The organism is Paracoccus sp. MKU1 (genome assembly GCF_001447385.1).
GTDB lineage: Bacteria > Pseudomonadota > Alphaproteobacteria > Rhodobacterales > Rhodobacteraceae > Paracoccus.
In genome coordinates, this window is the sequence record NZ_LLWQ01000202.1 from 1 (window position 1) to 22,378 (window position 22,378).

General features: G+C 66.9%; 26 protein-coding genes and 1 pseudogene. 17 read left to right on the forward strand and 10 right to left on the reverse strand.

Going from position 1 to position 22,378, the window contains the following annotated elements; all coding sequences use genetic code 11:
- A pseudogene (locus AQY21_RS28015) lies at positions 1–135 on the reverse strand (acyl-CoA dehydrogenase family protein); the annotation flags it as partial.
- A 1-nt stretch (position 136) separates the two neighbouring features.
- Between AQY21_RS28015 and AQY21_RS19080 the strand changes: the two are divergent.
- Together AQY21_RS19080 and AQY21_RS19085 are read left to right on the forward strand one after the other, a co-directional pair.
- Positions 137–421: a Dps family protein gene (locus tag AQY21_RS19080; RefSeq protein WP_082658181.1), complete on the forward strand. Its 285-nt coding sequence runs from the start codon at positions 137–139 to the stop codon at positions 419–421.
- Positions 422–541: 120 nt separating this feature from the next.
- Positions 542–1,438, forward strand: coding sequence for an NmrA/HSCARG family protein (locus tag AQY21_RS19085; RefSeq protein WP_058099194.1), 897 nt, complete (start codon positions 542–544; stop codon positions 1,436–1,438).
- A 148-nt stretch (positions 1,439–1,586) separates the two neighbouring features.
- Here the strand turns inward: AQY21_RS19085 and AQY21_RS19090 are convergent, their stop codons facing one another.
- Positions 1,587–2,468, reverse strand: a complete 882-nt coding sequence (locus AQY21_RS19090) for a PrsW family intramembrane metalloprotease (protein WP_058099195.1) — start codon at positions 2,466–2,468, stop codon at positions 1,587–1,589.
- Between the two features lie 131 nt (positions 2,469–2,599).
- Entirely contained in the window at positions 2,600–3,586 is a 987-nt protein-coding gene (locus AQY21_RS19095) for an alpha/beta fold hydrolase (protein ID WP_058099196.1), read from the reverse strand.
- Between the two features lie 147 nt (positions 3,587–3,733).
- Here AQY21_RS19095 and AQY21_RS19100 point away from each other — a divergent pair, with 147 nt between their 5' ends.
- Positions 3,734–4,156: an Rrf2 family transcriptional regulator gene (locus AQY21_RS19100; protein WP_058099197.1), complete on the forward strand. Its 423-nt coding sequence runs from the start codon at positions 3,734–3,736 to the stop codon at positions 4,154–4,156.
- A 40-nt stretch (positions 4,157–4,196) separates the two neighbouring features.
- Here the strand turns inward: AQY21_RS19100 and AQY21_RS19105 are convergent, their stop codons facing one another.
- Complete coding sequence (locus AQY21_RS19105) at positions 4,197–5,048, reverse strand: LysR family transcriptional regulator (RefSeq protein ID WP_058099198.1); 852 nt, start codon at positions 5,046–5,048, stop codon at positions 4,197–4,199.
- A 96-nt stretch (positions 5,049–5,144) separates the two neighbouring features.
- Here AQY21_RS19105 and AQY21_RS19110 point away from each other — a divergent pair, with 96 nt between their 5' ends.
- Positions 5,145–6,458, forward strand: coding sequence for an aspartate aminotransferase family protein (locus AQY21_RS19110; protein WP_238986835.1), 1,314 nt, complete (start codon positions 5,145–5,147; stop codon positions 6,456–6,458).
- Positions 6,459–6,676: 218 nt separating this feature from the next.
- Here AQY21_RS19110 and AQY21_RS19115 read toward each other — a convergent pair whose 3' ends face one another.
- Positions 6,677–7,297: a bifunctional 2-polyprenyl-6-hydroxyphenol methylase/3-demethylubiquinol 3-O-methyltransferase UbiG gene (locus AQY21_RS19115; RefSeq protein WP_058099200.1), complete on the reverse strand. Its 621-nt coding sequence runs from the start codon at positions 7,295–7,297 to the stop codon at positions 6,677–6,679.
- Between the two features lie 12 nt (positions 7,298–7,309).
- Positions 7,310–8,227 carry an NAD(P)/FAD-dependent oxidoreductase gene (locus AQY21_RS19120; RefSeq protein WP_058099201.1) on the reverse strand — a complete coding sequence of 306 codons (918 nt, stop codon included), beginning with the start codon at positions 8,225–8,227 and terminating at the stop codon, positions 7,310–7,312.
- A 122-nt stretch (positions 8,228–8,349) separates the two neighbouring features.
- On the opposite strand from AQY21_RS19120, the gene AQY21_RS19125 reads away from it, so the two are divergent.
- Positions 8,350–8,820: an Rrf2 family transcriptional regulator gene (locus AQY21_RS19125; RefSeq protein WP_058099202.1), complete on the forward strand. Its 471-nt coding sequence runs from the start codon at positions 8,350–8,352 to the stop codon at positions 8,818–8,820.
- Positions 8,821–8,891: 71 nt separating this feature from the next.
- Here the strand turns inward: AQY21_RS19125 and AQY21_RS19130 are convergent, their stop codons facing one another.
- Positions 8,892–9,947, reverse strand: a complete 1,056-nt coding sequence (locus AQY21_RS19130) for a site-specific integrase (protein WP_058099203.1) — start codon at positions 9,945–9,947, stop codon at positions 8,892–8,894.
- Positions 9,948–10,098: 151 nt separating this feature from the next.
- On the opposite strand from AQY21_RS19130, the gene dusA reads away from it, so the two are divergent.
- On the forward strand, positions 10,099–11,049 hold the full coding sequence (dusA, locus tag AQY21_RS19135) for a tRNA dihydrouridine(20/20a) synthase DusA (RefSeq protein WP_238986836.1): 951 nt from the start codon (positions 10,099–10,101) through the stop codon (positions 11,047–11,049).
- Here the strand turns inward: dusA and AQY21_RS19140 are convergent.
- Together AQY21_RS19140 and mazG are read right to left on the reverse strand one after the other, a co-directional pair.
- Complete coding sequence (locus AQY21_RS19140) at positions 11,033–11,938, reverse strand: phosphotransferase (protein ID WP_058099205.1); 906 nt, start codon at positions 11,936–11,938, stop codon at positions 11,033–11,035. The two genes, dusA and AQY21_RS19140, sit on opposite strands and share 17 nt — an antisense overlap.
- 4 nt (positions 11,939–11,942) lie before the next feature.
- A complete protein-coding gene (gene mazG / locus AQY21_RS19145) occupies positions 11,943–12,779 on the reverse strand; it encodes a nucleoside triphosphate pyrophosphohydrolase (protein ID WP_058099206.1) in 837 nt (278 codons plus the stop codon).
- A 191-nt stretch (positions 12,780–12,970) separates the two neighbouring features.
- Here mazG and yajC point away from each other — a divergent pair, with 191 nt between their 5' ends.
- The 11 genes from yajC (at position 12,971) to AQY21_RS19200 (ending at position 21,312) form a co-directional block, all read left to right on the forward strand.
- Positions 12,971–13,303, forward strand: a complete 333-nt coding sequence (yajC, locus tag AQY21_RS19150) for a preprotein translocase subunit YajC (protein ID WP_058099207.1) — start codon at positions 12,971–12,973, stop codon at positions 13,301–13,303.
- Positions 13,304–13,319: 16 nt separating this feature from the next.
- Positions 13,320–14,984, forward strand: coding sequence for a protein translocase subunit SecD (gene secD / locus AQY21_RS19155; RefSeq protein ID WP_058099208.1), 1,665 nt, complete (start codon positions 13,320–13,322; stop codon positions 14,982–14,984).
- Between the two features lie 12 nt (positions 14,985–14,996).
- Positions 14,997–15,989 carry a protein translocase subunit SecF gene (gene secF / locus AQY21_RS19160; protein ID WP_058099209.1) on the forward strand — a complete coding sequence of 331 codons (993 nt, stop codon included), beginning with the start codon at positions 14,997–14,999 and terminating at the stop codon, positions 15,987–15,989.
- Entirely contained in the window at positions 15,989–16,345 is a 357-nt protein-coding gene (locus tag AQY21_RS19165; protein ID WP_152988278.1) for an Mth938-like domain-containing protein, read from the forward strand. The genes secF and AQY21_RS19165 overlap by 1 nt, the downstream gene beginning before the upstream one ends.
- Positions 16,342–16,974 carry a heme ABC exporter ATP-binding protein CcmA gene (ccmA, locus tag AQY21_RS19170; RefSeq protein WP_058099210.1) on the forward strand — a complete coding sequence of 211 codons (633 nt, stop codon included), beginning with the start codon at positions 16,342–16,344 and terminating at the stop codon, positions 16,972–16,974. The genes AQY21_RS19165 and ccmA overlap by 4 nt, the downstream gene beginning before the upstream one ends.
- Before the next feature lie 10 nt (positions 16,975–16,984).
- Positions 16,985–17,641, forward strand: a complete 657-nt coding sequence (ccmB, locus tag AQY21_RS19175; RefSeq protein WP_058099211.1) for a heme exporter protein CcmB — start codon at positions 16,985–16,987, stop codon at positions 17,639–17,641.
- 52 nt (positions 17,642–17,693) lie between these two features.
- Entirely contained in the window at positions 17,694–18,419 is a 726-nt protein-coding gene (locus tag AQY21_RS19180) for a heme ABC transporter permease (RefSeq protein WP_058099212.1), read from the forward strand.
- A complete protein-coding gene (gene ccmD, locus AQY21_RS19185; RefSeq protein ID WP_058099213.1) occupies positions 18,416–18,559 on the forward strand; it encodes a heme exporter protein CcmD in 144 nt (47 codons plus the stop codon). Before AQY21_RS19180 ends, ccmD begins: the two co-directional genes overlap by 4 nt.
- Before the next feature lie 13 nt (positions 18,560–18,572).
- Positions 18,573–19,091 carry a DsbE family thiol:disulfide interchange protein gene (locus AQY21_RS19190; protein WP_058099246.1) on the forward strand — a complete coding sequence of 173 codons (519 nt, stop codon included), beginning with the start codon at positions 18,573–18,575 and terminating at the stop codon, positions 19,089–19,091.
- A gap of 182 nt (positions 19,092–19,273) precedes the next feature.
- Positions 19,274–20,377 carry a histidinol-phosphate transaminase gene (hisC, locus tag AQY21_RS19195; RefSeq protein ID WP_058099214.1) on the forward strand — a complete coding sequence of 368 codons (1,104 nt, stop codon included), beginning with the start codon at positions 19,274–19,276 and terminating at the stop codon, positions 20,375–20,377.
- Positions 20,377–21,312: a prephenate/arogenate dehydrogenase family protein gene (locus AQY21_RS19200; protein WP_058099215.1), complete on the forward strand. Its 936-nt coding sequence runs from the start codon at positions 20,377–20,379 to the stop codon at positions 21,310–21,312. The genes hisC and AQY21_RS19200 overlap by 1 nt, the downstream gene beginning before the upstream one ends.
- Here the strand turns inward: AQY21_RS19200 and AQY21_RS19205 are convergent.
- Positions 21,309–22,316, reverse strand: coding sequence for a DUF2125 domain-containing protein (locus tag AQY21_RS19205; protein WP_058099247.1), 1,008 nt, complete (start codon positions 22,314–22,316; stop codon positions 21,309–21,311). The genes AQY21_RS19200 and AQY21_RS19205 overlap by 4 nt on opposite strands.
- Between the last annotated feature and the right edge of the window lie 62 nt (positions 22,317–22,378).

Here is a 22,378-nt window from a genome sequence, read left to right on the forward strand (position 1 = left end):
CGACAGGAACGATCCGACCGAGGGGCAGGCCATGGCCAGCGCCTCGAAGACCAGCGTCGCGTCGAGGCGGGTGAGCCCGGTGCCGCCGTGCTCCTCGCCGACATAGACGCCGCCGAAGCCCAGCTCGGCCGAGCGCGTGCGCAAGCTGGGCGCGCCCACCATCCACTCCTATGCCGAGGTGCTCAAGCTCACCACGCTGACCGAGAACAATGATGGTTTCGTCTCTCCTGAAGCCATGTTCAATGAGCTGATCGCCGACAACAAGGCGCTCATCAAGACCATCCGCAATGCCCATGCCGTGACCGACGCGGCGGATGACATCGCCTCTGCTGGTCTGCTTGAAGGCTATATTGATGAAGCTGAAAAGCGGCTTTGGTTCCTATTCGAAACCAACCAGAACCGTGAGGACAGCGCGAGCTGACACCGGTCCGCTTTCGGGTGACATCGCACGGGTCTGGCGGATGACAGCAGAAATGTGCCGTCTTCCGGCGTGGCCGGAACCGTATATATGGATAGCCCTTGTTAGACATGAGGGTATCCCATGGCAAATGATCAGCTTCCAATCCTGGTTTTCGGAGCCACCGGCCGACAAGGTGGGTCGGTCGCGCGGGCGTTGTTAAAGGCCGGGTGGCCTGTGCGCGCCTTCGTGCTCGATCCGGCGAAACCCGAGTCCCGTGCATTGCAGCAGGTCGGCGCCGAGCTCGTGCGCGGGTCATTCGAAGAAATCCCGAGTGTCAAAGCTGCGATGAAGGGTGTCCATGGCGTCTTCAGCGTGCTGCCGGGCGACCTGTCAGCGGAGGACGAGGTTCGGTCTGGAACAACCATCGCCAATCTTGCCGCGGAGAGCCGGATCGACCATTTCGTCTACTCCTCGGGCGCAAGCGTCGGCGACCAGCTGACAGGAGTTCCGCGCTTCGATGCCAAGCCGCGTATCGAAGCCCATATCCGTGACCTGCCGCTCACCGCCACCATCATCCGGCCGATGATCTTCATGGAGATGCTCGTTCGGCCCGGATTCGGGCTGGAGGAGGGGCGGCTGATCTCCCTGATCCGGCCTGAACGCTCGATACAGCTCACCGCTGTCGAGGACATCGGAAAGATCGTTGCAGCGGTCTTTGCGGACAAGCCTCGTTTTGCCGGTGTCACCATGAAAATCGCCAGCGACAGGCTTTCCGGCCACGCATTGGCCGCCGCGCTCACCGAGGTCGCCGGCAAGCCCATCACCTATGCCCGGTTCCCGGATGATGTTCTGGCCGCCAATGCCGATCTGGCGCATATGGCGTCAAGTCTGGAGGGCGGTCCACTAGCAGACCATGTGGATCTGGAGCTTATGCGAGAACTCAATCCAGACTTGCTCTCGTTCCGGTCCTGGCTGGCTGGCAGCGGCCGCGCAGCCCTTGATGCCGCGCTCGCTGGTGGACCGGGCGGCAGCGGCTGATTGAAATTTGCTCTCATGTCCATGACGGGCAGTCAGATCGCCCCCCTTCGGCCATCACGGTCGAATTGGTGCCCCTCGGCGCACAGTGCGCCTGATCTGCCAACGCCGCGCCTTTGTAGCATCCGGAGCCGCATGCGGCCTTTGGTTCCTATGTTCGGACATCGCAGTTCGTGGAAATCGTTGGGGCTGGCGCCCATTGCCTGCGGCGCAAGAGCAACGCGAAAATGACCAGCCCAAGAAACAGAGGAAGCATCACAAACGTGTAGATTTTGAGGATAAAGAACCGATCACTAGCGGCCAGCCCGGCCCAATCCCACAGCCCATGCAGGAAGACAGCAAACAGGAAACCGACAATTACCGAGACCGCTTGACCAAAACGCCCCTCTATGGCCGTCGCGCAGGAAATTCCCAAGCCGATGAAAGCTACGAAAAAGGGGTGCATGAATGGGACCATGATGCCACGCAGGACGAGGCTTGTGACAAACGTTGTGACCGCTGATCCCTCAGTTGCGCGGTTACTCATGTAGGTAACCGTGACATTGCCGAAATACAGGATTTGTTCGGTGAAGGCGAAGCCCGCGCCGACGAGGCCACCCAGGACAATCCCATTCATCAGCCCACGGGTATCTGAGCGACGATAGACCAGCAACCAGAGCAGGAAGAGTCCTTTGAACGCCTCTTCCGTTACCGGTGTAATGACCAGAGGGCGAAACCAACGACCAAATTCGGGCCCGGCTTGTGTGTCGACCACGGTCTGTAAACCTTCCTGTGACCACAGGGAGAAGAACGGGGCCATCGTGGCCCCCCACACGAAGGCTGACAGCAGCAGATACCGCCTTGCCGGAGCCTGGCTTCCCAACCACAAGATCGTTCCAACCACCGGCACCGTTACAAGAAGCGACAGCAGAAAGCCGTATGCGATGCCGGCCAGGCCGATCTTTGTCTGGATCCAGACCAGGGAGGTAGCCCAGGCGAGCAGTGATGCTGACAGGAAATAGGCGCCGTATTTCTGAATCGTATCTTTGGTCATAGGGGGTTGGTATCCGAAATTCCTTCGATTTGGGAAGCCTGCGCGAGTCCGCGATCAAGGCAAAACACAAGTAGATTCTGGAGTTTCAGACGCGCCAAACGGCTTTGCCTTTTCTCTGAAGCATGGAGAGATCAACCTGCCACCGTGTCGAGAAAATCCGCCAGCCTGTCGCTCACCTCGGCGGGGCGCTCCTGCGGGGCCCAGTGCCCGCATTCCTCCAGAAAGACCGGCTTGCGCAGCTTGGGCGCCAGTGCCGTCTGAGCGTCGATCATGTCCCGCATGCCGGGCATCGCCAAGCCGGTATCGCGCGTCCCGACCATATAGAACGCGGGCACATCGACCGTTCGCCCCGAGAAGGCGGTGTGAAGGGCCCAGTTCCGATCGAGGTTCCGGTAAAGATTGAGGCCGCCGCGAAATCCGCTCGTGGAATAATCGGCCTCGAAGACCGCCAGATCGGCATCGCTCAGCCAGCTCAGGTCCTGGTCCGGCATCGGCAGCGGGGCCAGCAACCCATCCTTGCGTGAGACCATGGCGAAAGGGTTCGGTGTCGTATCGCCGGCGCCGCGCGGCCCGGCATCGCCGGACGCCGCATGATAGATCTTCCGCAGCGTTGCGTGGATATCGGCTTCGAATTCGGCCTCTGCCACGCCTTCCTCCTGGAAATAGAGCGTGTAGAACAGCGCATCCCCCATGTCGGGGAAAAGCTGCGTCGGCGGCACCGGCGGTTGGCCCATGATCGGCACACCGATTGCCGCGACGGCGCTGAACCTGTCGGGGCGCAGCAGGGCGGCCTGCCAGGCGAGCGTCGCACCCCAGTCGTTGCCGACGATGGCGGCGCTTTCCACGCCCAGCGTATCCAGCAGCGCGACCATGTCCCCGACAAGCACTTGCAGGGCATAGGCCTCGACGGCCTGCGGCGCGGAACTGCCGCCAAAGCCGCGCAGGTCCGGCGCCACGGCGCGATAGCCTCGGGCCGCGAGCGCCCGAAGCTGGTGCCGCCAGGCATAGGAGGTTTCCGGGAAGCCGTGGCAAAGCAGAACCAGCGGCCCCGCGCCGTGATCGGCGATCCGCATCCGCAGGCCATTCGCCTCCACCATGCGATAGGTCAATTCTGTCATGGTCGTCGCTCCACAGGGCTGGGCTATCGTTCGGGCGCCGGGCGTGACGGCGATTCACGGTGGTGCACGTAATCTGTAACGCCTATGGTGACATATACGCCGCCGCGCGCATAATGTAACCCATGAAATTACAGTTCTAGGCCCATCGTGACCCCCGACCTCCGGTTTCCCCGCGTTCTTCATGCCCTGATCCACCTGTCGCTTCGCGATCGGGTCATGTCCTCGGCCGAGATCGCGCAGATGCTGACGACCCATCCCGTCGTGGTCCGGCGTCTGCTCGCCGGGCTGCGCGACGCCGGACTGCTGGAGGCGACGAAGGGCAGAGCCGGGGGATGGCGTGTCGCCAGACCGCTGGACGAGATCACGATGGGCGACGTGTTCAGGGCGCTTGGCCGCCCCGGTCTGGTCGAGCCGCGCGTGACCGGCGACCACCCGGGGTGCCCGGTGGAGGGCGCCGTCAATCGCACCCTGATCGAGGTGGAAACCGAAGCCTCCGATCTCCTCCTCGCGCGGTACGAGGCCACGAGCCTGGGCGACATCGCCCGGGCGGCGATGACGGACGACAGATAGACCGCGCCCGGCCCCGTAGACCGCGCCCGGCCCCGAGCGCCTATGCCGTGGCGAGGTTCGACGCGATATAGGCGCCGAAGGACCGGACCGCCCGCGACGGGTTCGCCGAGGCATAGGCGAGGCTGACGCCAATGTCCGGCAGCGGCGGCAGGCCCTCGGTGACGATCGCCAGATCCTTCGGAACCGCCGCACGCGTCACCACGCTGATCGCGAGGCCCGAGCGCGCGACGGTCAGCAGGCCGGCCAGGCCGTTGCTGGCATGGGCGACGCGGTAGCGCAGGCCGGCCGCCTCCATCGCCTTGCGGGCCTCCTGATGGTCGATCGTGTCCGGGGCCGAGAGGGCCAGCGGCAGAACGGGCTCCCCCAGCAGGGCCGGGGCGCCGGTCGCCGCGATCCAGACCAGCGGCTCGCGCCGGATGACATCGCCGGGGCGCGCCGAGCCGGGCAGCGAGACCAGCGCCAGGTCGATCCGGCGCCGCTGCAACAGCGGATGCAACGCGACCGTGGGGGCACAGACGATGTCGATCTCGATCCCCGGATGCGCGGCGCCATATCGCCCCAGCAGGTCGGGAAAGAAGGCGGTCAGGTAGTCTTCGGGGCACCCGAAGGCGAGCGATCCCTGCACGCTTTCCGACCCCAGGCCCTCGAGGGTCTCGTCATGCGCCGCAAGGATCCGCTCGGCCCCGGCGAGGAAACGCTCGCCCGCGACGGTCAGCGCCACGCCGGACCCCATCCGGTGAAACAGCCTGTCGCCGACAATCGCCTCCAGCCGCTTGATCTGAAGGCTGACCGCCGATTGCGTACGCCCGACGCGCTCGGCCGCGGCGCGGATCGAGCCGGCACGGGACACAGCGATGAAGCTGCGCAGAAGGGCGATGTCGAGCGTCGGCATGGGTATGAGAATGACTCGATTCTGAATGCAAGGAAATGAATTATCCTTGATTTGCGATTGGCGATAGCATGGCCTCGCAACGCAATGGAGAGCGCCATGACCGATACGCCCCGAAACGACCGGTTCTGGTCCGATGTCTCGGACCATGTGATGCGCTACGGTCCGGTCTTTGAGCGGCGGATCATCGAGCGCGCCGAGGGCAGCTTCGTCTATGACAGCGAGGGCACCGCGATCCTCGACTTCACCTCGGGGCAGATGAGCGCGCTGCTTGGCCATTCCCACCCGGAGGTGGTGCGCGTCGTGCGCGATCAGATCGGCCGGCTGGATCACCTGTTCAGCGGGATGCTCTCCCCGCCGGTCGTCGAACTGTGCGCCCGGCTCGGCCGCATGGTGCCCGGGCTTGAAAAGGCGATGCTGTTGTCGACCGGCGGCGAGGCTAACGAGGCCGCAATCCGCCTGGCCAAATGCGTGACCGGCAAGCACGAAATCGTCGCCTTTTCCAAGAGCTGGCACGGCATGACCGGCAGCGCGGCCTCGGCCACCTACAGTGCCGCGCGCAAGGGCTACGGGCCGGCCTCGGTCGGCGCCTTTGCCATTCCCGCGCCGCAGGAATATCGTCCGCGCTTCCGGCACGCCGATGGCAGCCTCGACTGGCAGACCGAACTGGACGATGCCTTCGCCCTGATCGACGCCCAATCGACCGGCAGCCTTGCGGCCTTCATCGCCGAGCCGATCCTGTCCTCGGGCGGGATCATCGAATTGCCGATGGGTTATCTGACCGCGCTCAAGCGCAAATGCGAGGAGCGCGAGATGCTGCTGATCCTCGACGAGGCGCAGACCGGCATCGGGCGCACCGGCACCATGTTCGCTTTCGAGCGCGACGGCGTGACGCCGAACATCCTGACATTGTCCAAGACGCTGGGGGCGGGACTGCCGCTGTCGGCGGTGCTGACCAGCCGCGAGATTGAGGAGGCGGCGCATGAACGGGGCTTCATCTTCCTGACCACGCATGTCTCGGATCCGCTGCCGGCGGCGGTGGGGCTTACGGTGCTGGACGTGGTCGCGCGCGACGGGCTGATCGCGCGGGCGACCGAGGCCGGCGGGCGCCTGAGCGACGGGATGCGCGCGCTTCAGCAGCGCTACGATTGCATCGGCGACGTGCGCGGGCGCGGATTGCTGCTCGGACTCGAGATCGTGACGGATCGCGCCAGCAAGCAGCCGGACCTTGCCATGGGCGACCGGATCGCGGCGGCGGCGATGGCGCGCGGCTTGAGCATGAACATCGTCAAGGTCCCGGCGATGGGGGCGGTGTTCCGCATCGCGCCACCTTTGACGGCGAGCGATGCAGAGATCGACATGGGGCTCGATATCATGCGCGAGGCAATCGAGCATGCCACGAGGGCGTCTTAGACTTGGGTCTCGGAGCCAGAACAAGACAATTGCACCGGGCATGACTGTGGAGACGAGGGGTCTGGCACAACGGTCTTGTCTGGCGGGCGATGCGTCTCCGGTCGTGTAACCTGGAAAATTGAGGTGGAGCGGTTCAGCGACACCAAGCGTTGGCGGGGCGGGCGGGGCCGAAACGGAACACGTGGCTGCGCGCCCCGGCGGGCGCGCAGGAAGGTCGTTTATCCCAGCCGTTCCAGGAAGATCACGTTGTCCTCGACCGTTTCTCCCTGAACCTCGGCCCGGGTGCCGGTGCGCGCGATGGCGCAGACGCAAAGCCTCCGCCACTGACGGGGATCGAGCGCGAGCGAGGCCAGCGTCTCCTCAGCGGTTGGAAAAACCGTGTCCTCGGTTGCCTTGGATCCCGGCGGGCGCGAGGCGTGTTCGGTGATCAGAAGGCGCCCGCCGGTGGATACCGCGCCTGCCGCCCGAGCCAGCACGCGGGCGCGTGGCCAGTCCTGCGGTGATTGCAGGAAGCTGGCGACCACGAGGTCGAAGCTGCCTTTCGGGAAGGTTTCGGCCAGATCGTGTTCTTCGAAACGGATATTCCCGGCCAGTTCGGCGCGGCTGGCGCTATCCGACGCATAGGCGAGCGCCACGGCGGAGACGTCCACCGCCGTCACCCGCCAGCCCTGCTGGGCCAGCCAGAGCGCATCGTCCCCTCGGCCGCAGCCCAGTTCCAGCGCACGCCCTGGCACCAGCGGACCGGCGAACTGGGACAGGACGAGCCCGGGCTTGCCGGATGTCTCGCCGGTCTTTTCGCGGTATCGGTCGTTCCAGAAGTCTCGGGTTGTCTGTTGCATGGCGATGCTCCTTCAGGCCGCAGCGGTCAGATCGGGATCGAAGATCAGTGAGCGATGCGCGGCGGCGCCTGCCATCACGCCCGCCGCCGCGGCGATCGTGGCATTGGGCATGGGGCTGGCAAGGTCGCCGGCGGCGAAGACGCCGGGCTGGCTGGTGGCCTGCATCGGGTCGACGGCCACATAGGGGCCGGTCGGTCCGTCCTTCATGGTGCAGCCTAGCTGCGCAGCCAGATCGCAGGAGGGCGCTGTGTCCGGCGCCAGGAACAGCCCCGCCAGCGCGATCTCACGACCGTCATCCAGCCGCACACCGTCCAGCGCCGGGGCGGTGCCGATCAGCGCCGCGACAGGCGTTTCCTCGACCGTGACGCCCCGGGCGGTCAGGCCCTGCCGCTGTTCCCTGGTCAGCACGAGCGCCCCTTGCGTGAAAAGCGTGGTCGGCCCCCAGTCGGGCAGCAGCATCGCCTGATGCAGCGCCGCCTCGTCGCGCGCCAGAACGCCGACCGGCCCGCCGTTCAGCTCATAGCCGTGGCAATAGGGGCAATGCAGTACCGTGGCCCCCCAGCGTTCGGACAGACCCGGCAGATCGGGCAGGCTGTCGCGCACGCCGAAGGCCAGCACCAGCCGCCGCGCGGTGATGTCTCTACCCTCTGCCAATGCCACCCGAAATCCGCGTTCCTCGCGCGCAGCCGAGACCGCCGCGCCGTCCCGGAAGGACAGGGTAGGGTAGGCCGCGAGTTCGTGTCTGAGCGCGGCGCGGATGTCCTGCGGAGTGCGCCCGTCCTGCCCGGGAAACCCGTGCGAGGCTGTGGCAAAGCGGTTACGGGGGGCGCCGGTGTCGAGAACGCAAACGCGTCTGCGGGCGCGGGCAAGCTGCATCGCGGCGGCCAGCCCGGCAAAGCTGCCGCCGATGACGAGAACATCGTGATCCATGGTGGTTCCCTTTAATGTATCACTGAAAGTTACGTGATTCGGTGCGTCACTTCAAGACATGAAACTTTCATTGTTACGTGATTGCTGCTAAGGAGCCTGAAGAGGCAAGGAAAGGAAACCCCATGGCGCGCGATCTTCGTATGTCCCGGATGCTGCACGTCTTGATCCACATGGACCGACATGTCGGGCGTGCCACTTCGGAACAGATCGCGCAGATGATCTCGACCAACGCCGTGGTGGTGCGCAGGATGATGGCGGGGCTGCGCGAGCGGGGGATCGTGTCGTCGGAAAAGGGTCATGGCGGTGGCTGGCAGCTTGCTTGCCCGCTGGCCGAGATCAGCTTACTTGACGTCTACGAGGCGGTCGGCCACCCGCCGCTGTTCAACATTGGACCGCAGGCGGATCCGTCGCCCTGTCTGGTCGAGCAGGCGGTCGACGCGCGGCTCGATGCGACGCTGGCAGAGGCCGAGACACGGCTGCTGGCGCAATTCGCCGCGATCACGGTGGAGGAGGTCGCGCAGGATTTCGAGCGTCGTTTCGAAGAAAGCGGCCATGCGGTGCCGTTCCCTTGGCATGGCGCGACGGGGGAATGATCGGTGGTGGCACTATCTGTGCGGAGATTGCAGCGATGTGAGCCGCCAGAAGTCATTTCCAGATGTGAAGGCTAGGCAACCCTGCTTGCCGCGAGCGCATGGAGACCCTCTGGGCGGATGTGGGTGTAGCGGCGCAGCATTTTCCAGTCCTTGTGCCCGGTGACAAGGGCAACCTGTTCAATGGTGAAACCTGCCTCGAACAGTCGACTGGTCGCTTCGTGGCGCAGATCATGAAAATGCAAATCCTCGATGCCCAAGGTACGGCAGACCCGTCGGAATGCCGTGCCGATTGAGCGTCCGTTGTAAGGGAAGATTCTGCCGCGACTGCCCACCAGCGCACGTTGTTCTTCGATCAACGCGCAGGGGTCGTAACCAGAAACGGACAGCAGCGGGATGCGTTGGTCGTTGCCCGTCTTGCGGCGAGGGTCTTTGCGGTCCCGGATGAGCAGCATTTTGGTTCGAGGGTTGTAGTCTTCCCATCGCGCCCGAGAGATTTCATCTTGTCGCATGGCAGTCGCGATGGCGAAACGAACGACGCGCGCTACGGGGATGAACTGTCGTGGGTTGCTTTCAAGCGCCTTCAGGATCGCGTCGATCTCCTCTTCGCTCGGCCGACGATCCCGTTCGTTGCCTTTGCCCACCAGTCCGAGCCGGGTGAGCGCAATCCGAGCGAGATCGACTCCTTCGGTTGGTGCGATGATGCCGTGAACGGCGGCAGCATGCGAAAGGATCGTCTTGATGTATCCGAGGTCGATGCCAACCGTTACCGGGCCAGCCCCTTCCTTGGCGCGCTGGCGACCGAACTCGACGAGCTTTTCCCGGCTCAGCTCGGCGGGTTTCAAAGCCCCGAGGCGCAGCGCAAGAAAATCCAGGCTCGCGGCTTTCGACCGGCCGAGCGTTCTCCCGACTTCCGCCAGATCCGCTCTGTGAAGATCGATAAGGTCTCCGAATGTCTTGGCCGCACCAACGCCAATGTGTATAGGTTCCCCCCGATCGATCTTGCCCTCAATGGTCCGCGCCCAAAGCTCCGCGTCACCGCGGCGCAGGAAGGATTCACTGACGTAGTGCCCTTTGCGTCTGACCTGGACTCGCCAGGAGCCCGAAGGAAGCTTTGATATGGTCGCCATTTCGTGTGCTCTATGTGTGCAGTGCGCGGTCGAAACGTGGCGAAAAGGGGCGTATTGGGTCGTAAATTGGAGTGCACACGCCGCCGCGCAATGAGTTGATACTACTGGAAAAATGACGAAATATCAAGCACATAGACTTGCCATTGCGCCTATGATGGACTGGACCGACAGCCTGTGCCGGCGCATCCACCGGCTGCTGTCCCGTCGCGCGCTGCTTTATACCGAGATGGTGACTGCCCCGGCGCTGGTTTACGGCGACCGGGCGAAGCTGCTGGATTTCGACGCGGGCGAGCATCCCGTGGCGCTGCAACTGGGCGGCTCGGACCCGGCGCAGCTGGCCGAGGCGGCGCGGATCGGCGCCGATTGGGGCTATGACGAGATCAACCTGAATGTCGGCTGCCCCAGCGACCGGGTGCAATCGGGCTGTTTCGGCGCCGTGCTGATGACCCGGCCCGAACTGGTCGCCGAATGCGTCGCGGCGATGATCGCCGCCAGCCCCGTCGAGGTCACGGTGAAATGCCGCATCGGCGTGGACGAGCAGGATCCCGAGGCGGTTTTGCCCGACTTCATCGCCCGCATGCGCGAGGCGGGCGTGCGCCGCATGGCCATCCATGCCCGCAAGGCCTGGCTCCAGGGCCTGTCGCCGCGCGAGAATCGCGAGGTCCCGCCGCTGGATTATCCGCTGGTGCATCGCATGAAGCAGGCGTTCCCGGACCTGCACCTGTCGATCAACGGCGGCATCGCCTCGCTCGACGCCGTGCGCGATCATCTGGCGGCGATGGACGGCGTGATGATCGGGCGCGCGGCCTATCACCAGCCCTGGGACATGCTGGGCCAGGCCGACCGGCTTTGGGGCGAGGAGCCGCGCTTTGCCGATCCGCTGGAGGCAGCGCGGGCGCTGCGCGACCTGGTCGGGGCGCATCTGGCAGCGGGCGGGCGGTTGCACCAGGCGACGCGGCACATGCTGGGCCTGTTCCACGGCCGCCCCGGCGCGCGCGGCTGGCGGCGGCAATTGTCCGAAGGCGCGTCGCGCGCCCGCGACCGGGCCGAGGCGCTGGCTGTCTATGACGCCGCGCTGGCCGAGGTCATGGCACCGGCCTGACCGTGCCCTCCTGAGCGGCCCAGGCCCGCATCGCCCGCACCAAAGCCCGGCGCCGCAGCGGCTGGCGCGCGCTGTCGAGATAATAGGCCAGCATCAGTTCGCCGATCAGGAAGCGCAGGATCGGCGCCTGATCCGGGGCCAGAAGGCCCGGCACGCCGGTCAGGGCCAGCCAGTCGGGCAGGGCGATCCCGTCCCGCACCCGCGCCGGCGGCTGCTCGCGCCGGCTTTCCAGCCAGACCAGCAACCGCGCCATGTCGCGGGCCAGCGCCATGACCGTGCAGCCCTGCATGTCGATGGCAGTCAGCCGCAGCACGCCCGGGCGGGGAGTGTCGGCGAACAGGTTGTCGGGCGTCAGGTCGCCGTGGCAAAGCCCGCGCTCGACCGCGGCGCCGCGCAGCAGCTCGGCTTCGGAACGCATCCGCCGCATATGGCCGGCCACCAGGTCGCCGTCGATCCAGCCGCCCGAGGCAGCGGCGATCCGCGCCTCCAGCCCGTTCAGCCAGAAGCGCGGGCCGAACCTGCCGCGGGCGCGTGTCGGAGCGGCCAGTTGGCGCAGCCACGCCCCCATGCGGGCGATAAGCGCGGCGCGCTCTGCCTTGCCGGCCTCGGCCAGCAACTCGGCGACCGGACGGCCCGGCGCCGGGGCGGTGATCAGGATGCCCTGTTCGGGCAGCGCCAGCAGGGGCGGGGCGACGGCATCGAGGTCCTGGCCCAAAGCCAGCGCCGCCGCGTGCAGACGGGCCTCGGCCTGACGCACGCTGGCCGCCGGTTCGGTGCCGCAGAACAGTTTCAGCCAGGCCGGGCGGCCGTCCAGCCGGACCTGTATGACCAGCCGGTCGGAGCGGTCGCGCACCAGGCGCAGCGGCTCGACCCCCGGCAGGGCGGCCAAGGGATCAGGCGCGTTCGGCAGCCTTGGCCTCGTTCCACAGCGCGTCCATCTCGGCCAGGTCGCTGTCCTGCGGGTGGCGGCCCTGCGCGGCCAGCGCCGCTTCGATGGACTGGAAGCGGCGGGTGAACTTGGCATTCGCCAGGCGCAGCGCCTCCTCTGGGTCGATATCCAGGTGCCGGGCCAGATTCGCCATCACGAACATCAGGTCGCCGAATTCCTCGGTCAAATGCGCGTGATCGGCGCTGTGCCTGGCCTCGACCAGTTCGCGGGTCTCCTCGGCGATCTTGTCCAGCACGTCGGCCGGGCCGGGCCAGTCGAAACCGACGCGGGCGGCGCGGTTTTGCAGCTTGATCGCGCGGGTCAGCGCCGGCAGGCCAAGTGCCACCCCGTCCAGCACGCCCTTTTCGGCCTTGGCGGCGCGTTCGCGTGCCTTGATCGCTTCCCAGTCCTTGATCTGCTGGGCGGCCGACTTGTCGCGGGATTCGTCGCCGAAGATATGCGGGTGGCGGTCGATCATCTTGTCCGAGATGTTGGCCACCACGTCGGCGAAATCGAACATGCCCGCTTCTTCGGCCATTTGCGCGTGGAAAACCACCTGGAGCAGCAGGTCGCCCAGCTCGCCGGGCAGTTCCTCCCAGGCCTCGCGCGTGATGGCGTCGGCGACCTCATGCGCCTCTTCGATGGTATAGGGCGCGATCGAGGTGAAGTCCTGTTCGATGTCCCAGGGGCAGCCGCTCTGCGGGTCGCGCAGCGCCGCCATGATCGCCAGCAGGCGGCGGATGCCGGTGCGGTCCGCTGCGTCATGGGCCAGCGCGGGATGGGTCGCCTTGTCCTCAGCCATCGTGATCCCCCTTGGTCGGCTTGGCCCGCATTGACCTGCCACATGCGCGGCCCCATGTCCACGCCAGTCCACGCCGCGTTACGCCCCCCGCCGGGTCCGGGCTTTCTTGCCATCGCTCCGAGCCGCGGATAGGGTGCGCGCCAATTCCGCCGGGGGACCGCCCGGAGATCGACAGCACAGGGATAGACTTAATGCTCGTGACCCCCGCCTATGCCCAGGCCGCAGGAGGCGCTTCCGGCGCCGCAGGACTTGCCTCGTTCCTGCCGCTCATCCTGATCTTCGTCATCATGTATTTCCTGATGATCCGCCCGCAGCAGAAGCGCATGAAGGAACATCGCGCCATGGTCGAGGCGCTGAAGAAGGGTGACGAGATCGTGACCCAGGGCGGGCTGATCGGCAAGGTCACCTCGGTGCGCGAGAACGAGCTCGAGGTCGAGATCGCCCCCGGCGTCAAGGTTCGCGTGATCCGCTCGACCGTGACCGGGCTCGTGAACCGCACCCAACCTGCCGCTGCCAACAGCTGAAGGCCGCATTCCCGCCATGCTGGACATCCCGTTCTGGAAGCGTCTGCTGATCCTGGGCCTTGTCGCCCTGGGCCTGCTCTATGCCACGCCGAACCTGTTCTACACCAAGGTCGAGCAGCATAACGACGCCATCACCGCCGCCGAACGCAACGGTTTCGAAACCCCCGAGGAGGCCGCGGCCCGCGCCGGCTGGCCGGACTGGCTGCCTTCGGGTCTGGTCAACCTGGGCCTCGACCTGCGGGGCGGCGCCCATCTTCTGGGCGAGGTGCATGTCCAGGATGTCTACAAGGCGCGCATGGATTCGCTCTGGCCGGAACTGCGCGACGCGCTGGTGGCGCAGCGCGAGGTGGTGGGCGCCGTCCGCCGCGTCCAGGCGCCCGAGGGCCAGCTGGCGGTCGAGATCGGCAATCCCGAGCAGATGGCCAAGGCGGTCGAGATCGCCCGCGGCCTTGCCACGCCCGTCGCCTCGCTGACCGGCGCGGGGCAGAGCGACCTTGCGATCTCGGCCAGCGGCAACCGGCTCAACGTGCAGCTTTCGGATGCGGAAAAGGCCGCGACCGATGATCGCACCGTGCAGCAGTCGCTGGAGATCATCCGCCGCCGCATCGACGAGGTCGGCACGCGCGAACCGACGATCATGCGCCAGGGCAAGGACCGCATCCTGATCCAGGTGCCCGGCATCGGCTCGGCCGAAGAGCTCAAGCAGCTGATCGGCACCACGGCGAAGCTGACCTTCAACCCGGTGGTCAGCCGCACCGCCGACGCCAATGCGCGTCCCGGCCCCGGCAATGTGCTGCTGCCCTCGATGGACGAACCCGGCGTCTTCTACGTCATCGAGGAAAGCCCGGTCGTCACCGGCGAGGAGCTGACCGATGCCCGGCCGAGCTTCGATCAGAACGGCCAGCCGGCGGTGGATTTCCGCTTCGGCCCCTCGGGGGCAAAGCGGTTCGGGGCCTATACCTCGGCCAATATCGGCCAGCCCTTCGCCATCGTGCTGGACAACCAGGTGATCTCGGCGCCGGTGATCCGGCAGGCGATCACCACCGGCTCGGGCCAGATTTCCGGCGCGATGAACGTGGAGGAATCGACCCGCCTGGCCGTGCTGCTGCGCGCGGGTGCCCTGCCGGCGCAGATGACCTTCCTCGAGGAACGCACCATCGGCCCGGAACTGGGGCAGGATTCGATCGATGCGGGCCGGCTGTCCTCGATCATCGCCACGGTCGCCGTGGTGGCCTATATGGTCGCGAGCTACGGGCTGTTCGGCGTCTTTGCCTCGATCGCGGTGATCGTCAACGTCATCCTGATCCTGTCGGTCATGTCGATGATGGGGGCGACGCTGACGCTTCCCGGCATCGCCGGCATCGTGCTGACCGTCGGCACGGCGGTCGATGCCAACGTCATCATCTATGAGCGCATCCGCGAGGAATTGCGCGCCGGCAAGCGCATCATCAAGGCCATCGACGACGGCTTCAGCGAGGCGATGTCTGCGATCATCGACGCCAACGTCACCAGCTTCATCGCCGCCGCGGTGATGTTCTTCCTGGGCTCCGGCCCGGTCAAGGGCTTCGCGGTCACGCTGACCATCGGCCTGGTTACCTCGGTCTTTACCGCCATCTACCTGACGCGGTTGATGATCGTGTTCTGGCTGGAATGGCGCAAGCCCAAAGAACTGATCTTGTAAGGGAGCAGGACCATGGCATTTCGTCTGAAACTCGTTCCCGACAACACGTCCTTCAACTTCTTCCGCTGGCAATGGCTGACCTTCGGCGTCTCGGCGGCGGCCATGGTCGGCTCGGTCCTGCTTCTGCTGGTGATGGGGCTGAACTTCGGCATCGACTTCAAGGGCGGCACCACCATCCGCACCGAAAGTCCGACGGCTTTCGAGGTCGGCGACTATCGGCAGGCGATGAGCGATCTGGACCTGGGCGATGTCTCGATCACCGAGGTCTTCGACCCCGCCTTCGGCACCACCAAGCACGTCGCCATGATCCGCATCGGCACCACGGACGAGACCGGCTCGGTCACGCCCGAACAGCTGAACGAGATCGAGGCGGCGCTGAAGACCGTCGATCCGCAGGTGGTCTTTGCCGCCGTGGAATCGGTCGGCCCCAAGGTCTCGGGCGAGCTGATCAAGACCGCCCTCTATGCGGTGGGTGCGGCGACCATCGGCATCATGTTCTATATCTGGCTGCGCTTCGAATGGCAGTTCGCGCTGGGGGCGGTGATCTCGCTGATCCATGACGTGCTGCTGACGGTCGGGCTGTTCTCGCTGTTCCAGCTGCGCTTCGACCTGACCACCATTGCGGCGCTGCTGACCACGCTGGGCTTTTCCTGCAACGATACGGTCGTGGTCTTCGACCGGCTGCGCGAGAACCTGATCAAGTACAAGACGCGGCCCCTGCTCGACCTGATGAACCTGACCTGCAACGAGACGCTGTCGCGCACCATCATGACCGCCGTCACCACCGCCATCGCCCTGACCGCGATGCTGATCTTCGGCGGCGACGTGATCCGCGACTTCGTCATCGCCATGCTCTGGGGCGTGATCGTCGGCTGCTATTCGACGATCTATGTCGCCAAGAACATCGTGCTGTGGCTGGGCGTCAAGCGCGACTGGTCCAAGCCCGATCCCAAGGAAAAGGCGCCGGGCGAGGAAATCCCCGCCGCCTTCCGGGACGCGCCCTGATGCCCAGCATGGTGCCGACGGAATTTGCCGGGGCCGTGCCGGTAGACGGGTACGGCCCCGGCTTCTTTCGCGTCGGCGGCGTCGTGCATCACGGTGCGGTGATCGTCACCGCCGCGGGCGTGACGCCCTGGGGCGGGCTCGAGGACCGCGCCGCCCTGCTGGCGCTGGCCGGCCGGGTGGATGTGCTTTTCCTCGGCATGGGAGCCGATATCGCCTTTCCGCCGCCCGCGCTGACCGCGGCGCTGGAGGAGGCCGGGGTGATGGCCGAGCCGATGAGCTCGCCCTCGGCCGCGCGCAGCTACAATGTCACGCTGTCGGAAGGCCGGCGCGTGGCCTGCGCGCTGGTCCCGTTATGAGCCTGCTCGCGGTCCGCGACCTCGCCGTGGCGCGGGGCGGGCTGCGCGCCGTCGAGGGCGTCAGCTTCAGCCTGGACCCGGGCGGCGCGCTGGTGCTGCGCGGGCCGAACGGCATCGGCAAGACCACGCTGCTGCGCACGCTGGCCGGTTTGCAGCCCGCAGTTGCGGGCGTGATCGAGGCCGCGCCAGACGCCATCGCCTATGCCGGCCATTCCGACGGGCTGAAACCGGCGCTGACCGTGACCGAGAACCTGCGTTTCTGGTCCGAGATCTTCGGCGGTCCCGACATCGCCGCCGCGCTGGAGGCGATGAACCTGCGCGAGCTGGCCGCGCGCCCCGCCCATGCGCTGTCCGCCGGGCAGAAACGACGGCTGGGGCTGGCGCGGCTGATGGTGACCGGGCGTCCGGTCTGGCTGCTCGATGAGCCGACGGTGTCGCTGGACCGCGCTTCCGTGGCTCTGTTCGCCGCCATGCTGCGCGCCCATCTGGGCCGGGGCGGGGCAGCGGTGATCGCCACCCATATCGAACTGGGCCTGCCCGAGGCCGAGATCCTCGAGCTTGGCCCCTATCGCGCCAGGGAAACCCGCCGCGAGTCGCGCCCAGCCGGCTTCAACGAGGCGTTCGGATGAGGGCGGGCGGATGAGGGCGCTGCTGATCCGCGATCTGCGGCTGGCCACGCGCGCCGGCGGCGGCTTTGGCCTGGCGCTGGCGTTTTTCCTGATCGTCTGCACGCTGGTCCCCTTCGGCGTCGGCCCCGAGGGCGGCACCCTGTCGCGGATCGCGCCCGGCATCCTCTGGGTCGGGGCGCTGCTCTCCTGCCTGCTGTCGCTCGACCGCATCTTCGCGCTGGATTTCGAGGACGGCTCGCTGGACCTGCTGGCGACCGCGCCGCTGCCGCTGGAGGGTGCGGTGGCGATCAAGGCGCTCGCGCATTGGCTGGTCACCGGCCTGCCGCTGGCGCTGTCGGCGCCGGTCTTCGCGCTGCTTCTGCACCTGCCGGGCCCGGCCTATCCCTGGCTTGTCGCCTCGCTGATCCTCGGCACGCCGGCGCTGTCGATGCTCGGCGCCTTTGGCGCCGCGGTGACGGTCGGGCTGCGCCGCGGCGGGCTTTTGCTGTCGCTGCTGGTGCTGCCGCTCTATGTTCCGACGCTGATCTTCGGCGCCGAGGCGGTGCGGCGCGGTGCCGCAGGGGCCGATCCGGTGGCGCCTCTGGTCTTCCTCGCGGCGATCACGCTCGCCACATTGGCTCTGGCGCCCTTTGCCGCGGCGGCTGCGCTGCGTGTCAATCTGCGGTGAGGGCGGCGTCGAGCCACTTGAGCGGGCGGCGTGCCCGATTTAGGAAGCAAACATGTCGATCTGGGAATATGCCAACCCCGTCAAGTTCATGCGCACCTCGGGCGCCATCCTGCCATGGGTGGTGGCCGGCGCGGCGCTTTGCACCGTGGCGGGGCTGGTCTGGGGCTTTCTGACCCCCGAGGATTACAAGCAGGGCTCGACGGTCAAGATCATCTTCCTGCATGTGCCTGCGGCGCTGATGGCGATCAACATCTGGCTGATGATGCTGGTCACCTCGCTGATCTGGCTGATCCGGCGCCACCATGTCAGCGCCCTGGCCGCCAAGGCCGCAGCACCCGTGGGCGCCGTGATGACGCTGATCGCGCTGATCACTGGGGCGATCTGGGGCCAGCCGATGTGGGGGACATGGTGGGAATGGGATCCGCGGCTGACCTCGTTCCTGATCCTGTTCCTGTTCTACCTGGGCTACATGGCGCTGTGGGAGGCGGTCGAGAACGCCGACAGCGCCGCCGACCTGACCGGGGTGCTATGCCTGGTCGGCTCGGTCTTTGCGCTGCTGTCGCGCTATGCGGTGAATTTCTGGAACCAGGGCCTGCACCAGGGAGCCTCGCTGTCCCTGGCGCCGGGCGAGCGCATGGCGGCGGTCTATCGCTATCCGCTCTACCTGACCATGGCGGGGTTCTTCCTGCTGTTCCTGGCGCTTTTGCTGATCCGCACCCGCACCGAGATCCGCCGCCGTCGTCTGGCCGCATTGCTGGCAAGGGAGAATCGTGCATGACCGAACTTGGCAGATATGCCGGAACCGTCCTGGCCGCCTATGGCGCCAGCCTGGTGCTGCTGGTCGGCATCATCGTCCAGACCGTGCTGGCCAATGCCCGCGCCCGCCGCGAATTGCAGGAGCATGAACGCCGTGGCTAGGATTTCGCCGATGATGCTGCTGCCGGTGGCGGTCTTCGCCGGCTTCGCCGCGCTGGCCGGCTGGGCCTTGATGCGCGATGATCCCGACGCGCTGCCTTCGGCCATGGTCGGGCGCGAGGCGCCCTCGGTCGGCGAGACCACGCTGCCGGACAAGGTGCAGCTGACCGACGGGATGCTGCGCCAGCCGGGCGTGAAGCTGGTGAATTTCTGGGCCAGCTGGTGCCCGCCCTGCCGTGCCGAGCATCCGACCCTGACCGAGCTTTCGGCCCGGCTTCCGGTCTATGGCGTGGACCTGAAGGATCCCGAGGGGGCCGCGCTGGGATTCCTGTCCGAACACGGCGATCCGTTCCATGCGCTGGCCACCGATCCGCGGGGGCGGGTGGCGATCGACTGGGGCGTGACCGCGCCGCCCGAGACCTTCATCATCGACGGCTCGGGCCGCATCCTCTATCGCCATGCCGGCCCGCTGGTGCGCGAGGATTACACGAACCGCTTCCTGCCCGAGCTGGAAAAGGCGCTGGCGGCCGAATGATGGCGGTGCTGGCCGGGGCGGCGGCCTTGCATGGGTATTTGAGCAACGAAGAAGAGCCCGGGTTGCGCCTTGGGGCGCCGTCGCATGAGTATTTGGGAAACGGTGAAAGTGCGGGCGTTGTGGTAGGGCTTTCCAAGCCGGGAGCCGGGCGCTAAGACGGCCGGGCTTGCAAGAGGGCCGCCATGTCGCAGAACCAGACGACCATCGCTCCGCAGCCTGGCATCATGGAGATCTCGCTTTACGAAGGCGGGGCTTCGAAGGTGGCCGGGGTCGAGAATGTCGTGAAGCTTTCCTCGAACGAGAACCCCTTCGGGCCTTCGGACAAGGCGCGCGAGGCGGTGATCCGTGCTGCGCACAGCCTGCATCGCTATCCGAATACCGACCATGCCGGGCTGCGCGCCGCCATCGGCGAGGTGCACGGGCTGGACCCCGACCGCATCATCTGCGGCGTGGGCTCGGACGAGATCATCCATTTCCTCTGCCAGGCCTATGCCGGGCCGGGAACCGAGGTTCTGTTCACCGAGCATGGTTTCCTGATGTATCGCATCTCGGCCCATGCCGCGGGCGCGACCCCGGTGCAGGTGGCCGAGCGCGACCGGGTGACCGATGTGGACGCGCTGATCGCCGGCGCGACCCCACGCACGCGGCTGATCTTCGTCGCCAATCCGAACAACCCGACCGGCACCATGATCGGCCTGCCGGAGCTGGAGCGGCTGGCCCGCGCCGTGCCGCAGGCGATCCTGGTGGTCGATGCCGCCTATGCCGAATATGTCGAGGATTACGACGGCGGCGCGGATCTTGCGACGCGGCTGCCCAACGTGTTCATGACCCGGACTTTCTCGAAGATCTACGGGCTGGGGGGCTTGCGCGTCGGCTGGGGCTACGGCCCGCGCGAGATCGTCGATGTGCTGAACCGCATCCGCGGCCCCTTCAACCTGTCCAATGTCGCGTTGGAGGGGGCCGAGGCCGCCATGCGCGATCGCGAGCACATCGCCCGCTGCCAGGCCGAGAATGCCCGCATGCGCGCCTGGCTGGCCGAGGCGCTGGCCGAGAAGGGCGTGCCTTCGGACACCTCCTGCGCGAATTTCATCCTGGCGCGCTTTGCCGATGCCGGGACCGCGGGGGCCTGCGACGACTATCTGAAGGCGCAGGGGCTGATCGTGCGCCGCGTCGCCGGCTACGGCCTGCCGCATTGCCTGCGCATCACCGTGGGCGACGAGGCCTCCTGTCGGCGCGTCGCCCATGTCATCGGCCAGTTCATGGCCGAGCGCGCGGGGAGCCGCTGATGGCCGCGATCTATGACCGGGTGGCGCTGATCGGGCTGGGGCTGATCGCCGGTTCGATGTCACTCGCCATGCGCGAGGCCGGGCTGGCGCGCGAGGTGGTGGGCCATGCCCGCAGCCCCGAGACCCGCGCCGTCGCGCGCGAGATCGGGCTGGTCGATCGCGTTGTCGAGAGTGCCGGCGAGGCGGTCAAGGGCGCCGACCTGGTGGTTCTGGCGGTGCCGGTTGGCGCCATGGGCGCGGTCGCGGCCGAGATCGCGCCGCATCTGAAGCCGGGCGCGACGGTAACCGATGTGGGCTCGGTCAAGCAGGCGGTGATCGAGGCGGTGGCGCCGCATATTCCGGTGGGCGTGCATTTCATCCCGGGCCATCCGCTGGCCGGGACCGAGCATTCCGGCCCGCGCTCGGGCTTTGCCTCGCTGTTTCGCAACCGCTGGTGGCTGCTGACCCCGGTCGAGGGCAGCGATCCGGCGGCGGTCGAGCGGCTGTCGGTGCTGATCCGCGCCATGGGCGCCAATGTCGAGGCGATGGACGCCGCGCATCACGACCTGGTGCTGGCGGTGACCAGCCACACGCCGCACCTGATCGCCTATACCATGGTCGGGGTGGCGGATCACCTCAAGCGGGTGACCGAAAGCGAGGTCATCAAATATTCCGCCGCCGGTTTCCGGGACTTCACCCGCATCGCCGCCTCGGACCCGACCATGTGGCGCGACGTGTTCTTGCAGAACAAGGAGGCGGTTCTGGACATCCTGGGCCGCTTCACCGAGGAGCTGTTCGTGCTGCAACGTGCCATCCGCATGGGCGACGGGCCGCATCTGCACGATTACTTCACCCGCACCCGGGCGATCCGGCGCGGCATCATCGAGGCCGGGCAGGACACCGCGGCGCCCGATTTCGGCCGCAGCCTGGCGGCGGGAGAGGCGCCCAAACCCTAGCGGCGCGGGAACAGCGGTGCCGGGCCGAGCACCATCGGGCCAAGGCTCATCTTGCCGTCGGCAAAGCTCAGCGGCAGGCGCAATTCGCCCTCGGCCGGGGGCGGAAAGCGGAAGCCGGCATCCTCCGGCAGCGGCAGGTCCGAAATGTTCTTCAGCATGGTTCCGGCCAGCGTCACCACCTTGGGCGGGATCAGCCCGGCCGTGGCGGCGGCTTGCAGCAGCGGTCCTGCATCGGCGGTATAGAGCGCGACCCGGCCCCGGGCGCGGCCCTGCGCATCCGCATCGATCCGGCCGAGGATGCGCGCCTGTACCGCGCCCAGGCGCAATTCGGCATGGTCGAGTTGCAGGCCCACTGGCAGCGGCGCCAGATCGGGCGCCAGCGTCGCGGGCCGGGGCAGGGCGTCCAGCCAGACCCGGCCGGTCACGGTCAGGCTCAGCCGGCCCGGCAGGGGCAGGGTCGCGACCAGGCCCGGCTCCAGATCGTCGAGCCGGAGGTTCAGATCATAGGCGGCGGCCGCATCGGGCGGCGCTTCCGCCTCCAGCGCCGCCAGTTCCGCATCGGCTTGCAGCCCCTTCGCCAGTTCCGCCCCCTGAAGCGTCAGCATGCCGGTCTCGATCCCGGCCGAGGCCATGCCCATGCCGTTCAGCGGCTGCACGCGCATCCGGGCCGTGGCATCGGCCAGCCCAAGCTCCAGCGGGCCGGAGCCGGAATCCAGCCTCGCCTGGGGTGGCAGGGCCAGCCGCAGCGTGGTCGGGCGCAAGGGGGTCAGCCAAAGCTCGGCCTGCGGCAGTTCGATCCGGCCGGCATCGGTCTGCAACGCCAGCGCCAGAGCCCGCACCCCGATCCGCCCCGGCTCGCGCAATTCCTGCACCGCGCCCAGTTCCGCCATGGGCTCTTGGGCCGCGATCCGGCGCAATTGCTGCGCCACCAGGCTTTCACCGCCCAGCCAGAGCCCGCCCAGGATCAGGACAAGAACGACCAGGGGGGCAAACAGTCGGCGCATCGTATCCTCGCGGTATTCATGGCGTCTTGGAACGCCGGCCATGCTGTCCTAAGTTTTTCCTG

Bases quoted from the DNA above. Each gene is read 5' to 3' on its own strand.
- AQY21_RS19085 (WP_058099194.1), top strand. From the start codon at position 542: ATGGCAAATGATCAGCTTCCAATCCTGGTTTTCGGAGCCACCGGCCGA.
- AQY21_RS19090 (WP_058099195.1), bottom strand. From the start codon at position 2,468: ATGACCAAAGATACGATTCAGAAATACGGCGCCTATTTCCTGTCAGCA.
- AQY21_RS19095 (WP_058099196.1), bottom strand. From the start codon at position 3,586: ATGACAGAATTGACCTATCGCATGGTGGAGGCGAATGGCCTGCGGATG.
- AQY21_RS19105 (WP_058099198.1), bottom strand. From the start codon at position 5,048: ATGCCGACGCTCGACATCGCCCTTCTGCGCAGCTTCATCGCTGTGTCC.
- AQY21_RS19110 (WP_238986835.1), top strand. From the start codon at position 5,145: ATGACCGATACGCCCCGAAACGACCGGTTCTGGTCCGATGTCTCGGAC.
- AQY21_RS19115 (WP_058099200.1), bottom strand. From the start codon at position 7,297: ATGCAACAGACAACCCGAGACTTCTGGAACGACCGATACCGCGAAAAG.
- AQY21_RS19120 (WP_058099201.1), bottom strand. From the start codon at position 8,227: ATGGATCACGATGTTCTCGTCATCGGCGGCAGCTTTGCCGGGCTGGCC.
- AQY21_RS19125 (WP_058099202.1), top strand. From the start codon at position 8,350: ATGGCGCGCGATCTTCGTATGTCCCGGATGCTGCACGTCTTGATCCAC.
- AQY21_RS19130 (WP_058099203.1), bottom strand. From the start codon at position 9,947: ATGGCGACCATATCAAAGCTTCCTTCGGGCTCCTGGCGAGTCCAGGTC.
- dusA (WP_238986836.1), top strand. From the start codon at position 10,099: ATGATGGACTGGACCGACAGCCTGTGCCGGCGCATCCACCGGCTGCTG.
- mazG (WP_058099206.1), bottom strand. From the start codon at position 12,779: ATGGCTGAGGACAAGGCGACCCATCCCGCGCTGGCCCATGACGCAGCG.
- yajC (WP_058099207.1), top strand. From the start codon at position 12,971: ATGCTCGTGACCCCCGCCTATGCCCAGGCCGCAGGAGGCGCTTCCGGC.
- secD (WP_058099208.1), top strand. From the start codon at position 13,320: ATGCTGGACATCCCGTTCTGGAAGCGTCTGCTGATCCTGGGCCTTGTC.
- secF (WP_058099209.1), top strand. From the start codon at position 14,997: ATGGCATTTCGTCTGAAACTCGTTCCCGACAACACGTCCTTCAACTTC.
- AQY21_RS19165 (WP_152988278.1), top strand. From the start codon at position 15,989: ATGCCCAGCATGGTGCCGACGGAATTTGCCGGGGCCGTGCCGGTAGAC.
- ccmA (WP_058099210.1), top strand. From the start codon at position 16,342: ATGAGCCTGCTCGCGGTCCGCGACCTCGCCGTGGCGCGGGGCGGGCTG.
- ccmB (WP_058099211.1), top strand. From the start codon at position 16,985: ATGAGGGCGCTGCTGATCCGCGATCTGCGGCTGGCCACGCGCGCCGGC.
- AQY21_RS19180 (WP_058099212.1), top strand. From the start codon at position 17,694: ATGTCGATCTGGGAATATGCCAACCCCGTCAAGTTCATGCGCACCTCG.
- ccmD (WP_058099213.1), top strand. From the start codon at position 18,416: ATGACCGAACTTGGCAGATATGCCGGAACCGTCCTGGCCGCCTATGGC.
- AQY21_RS19190 (WP_058099246.1), top strand. From the start codon at position 18,573: ATGCTGCTGCCGGTGGCGGTCTTCGCCGGCTTCGCCGCGCTGGCCGGC.
- hisC (WP_058099214.1), top strand. From the start codon at position 19,274: ATGTCGCAGAACCAGACGACCATCGCTCCGCAGCCTGGCATCATGGAG.
- AQY21_RS19200 (WP_058099215.1), top strand. From the start codon at position 20,377: ATGGCCGCGATCTATGACCGGGTGGCGCTGATCGGGCTGGGGCTGATC.
- AQY21_RS19205 (WP_058099247.1), bottom strand. From the start codon at position 22,316: ATGCGCCGACTGTTTGCCCCCCTGGTCGTTCTTGTCCTGATCCTGGGC.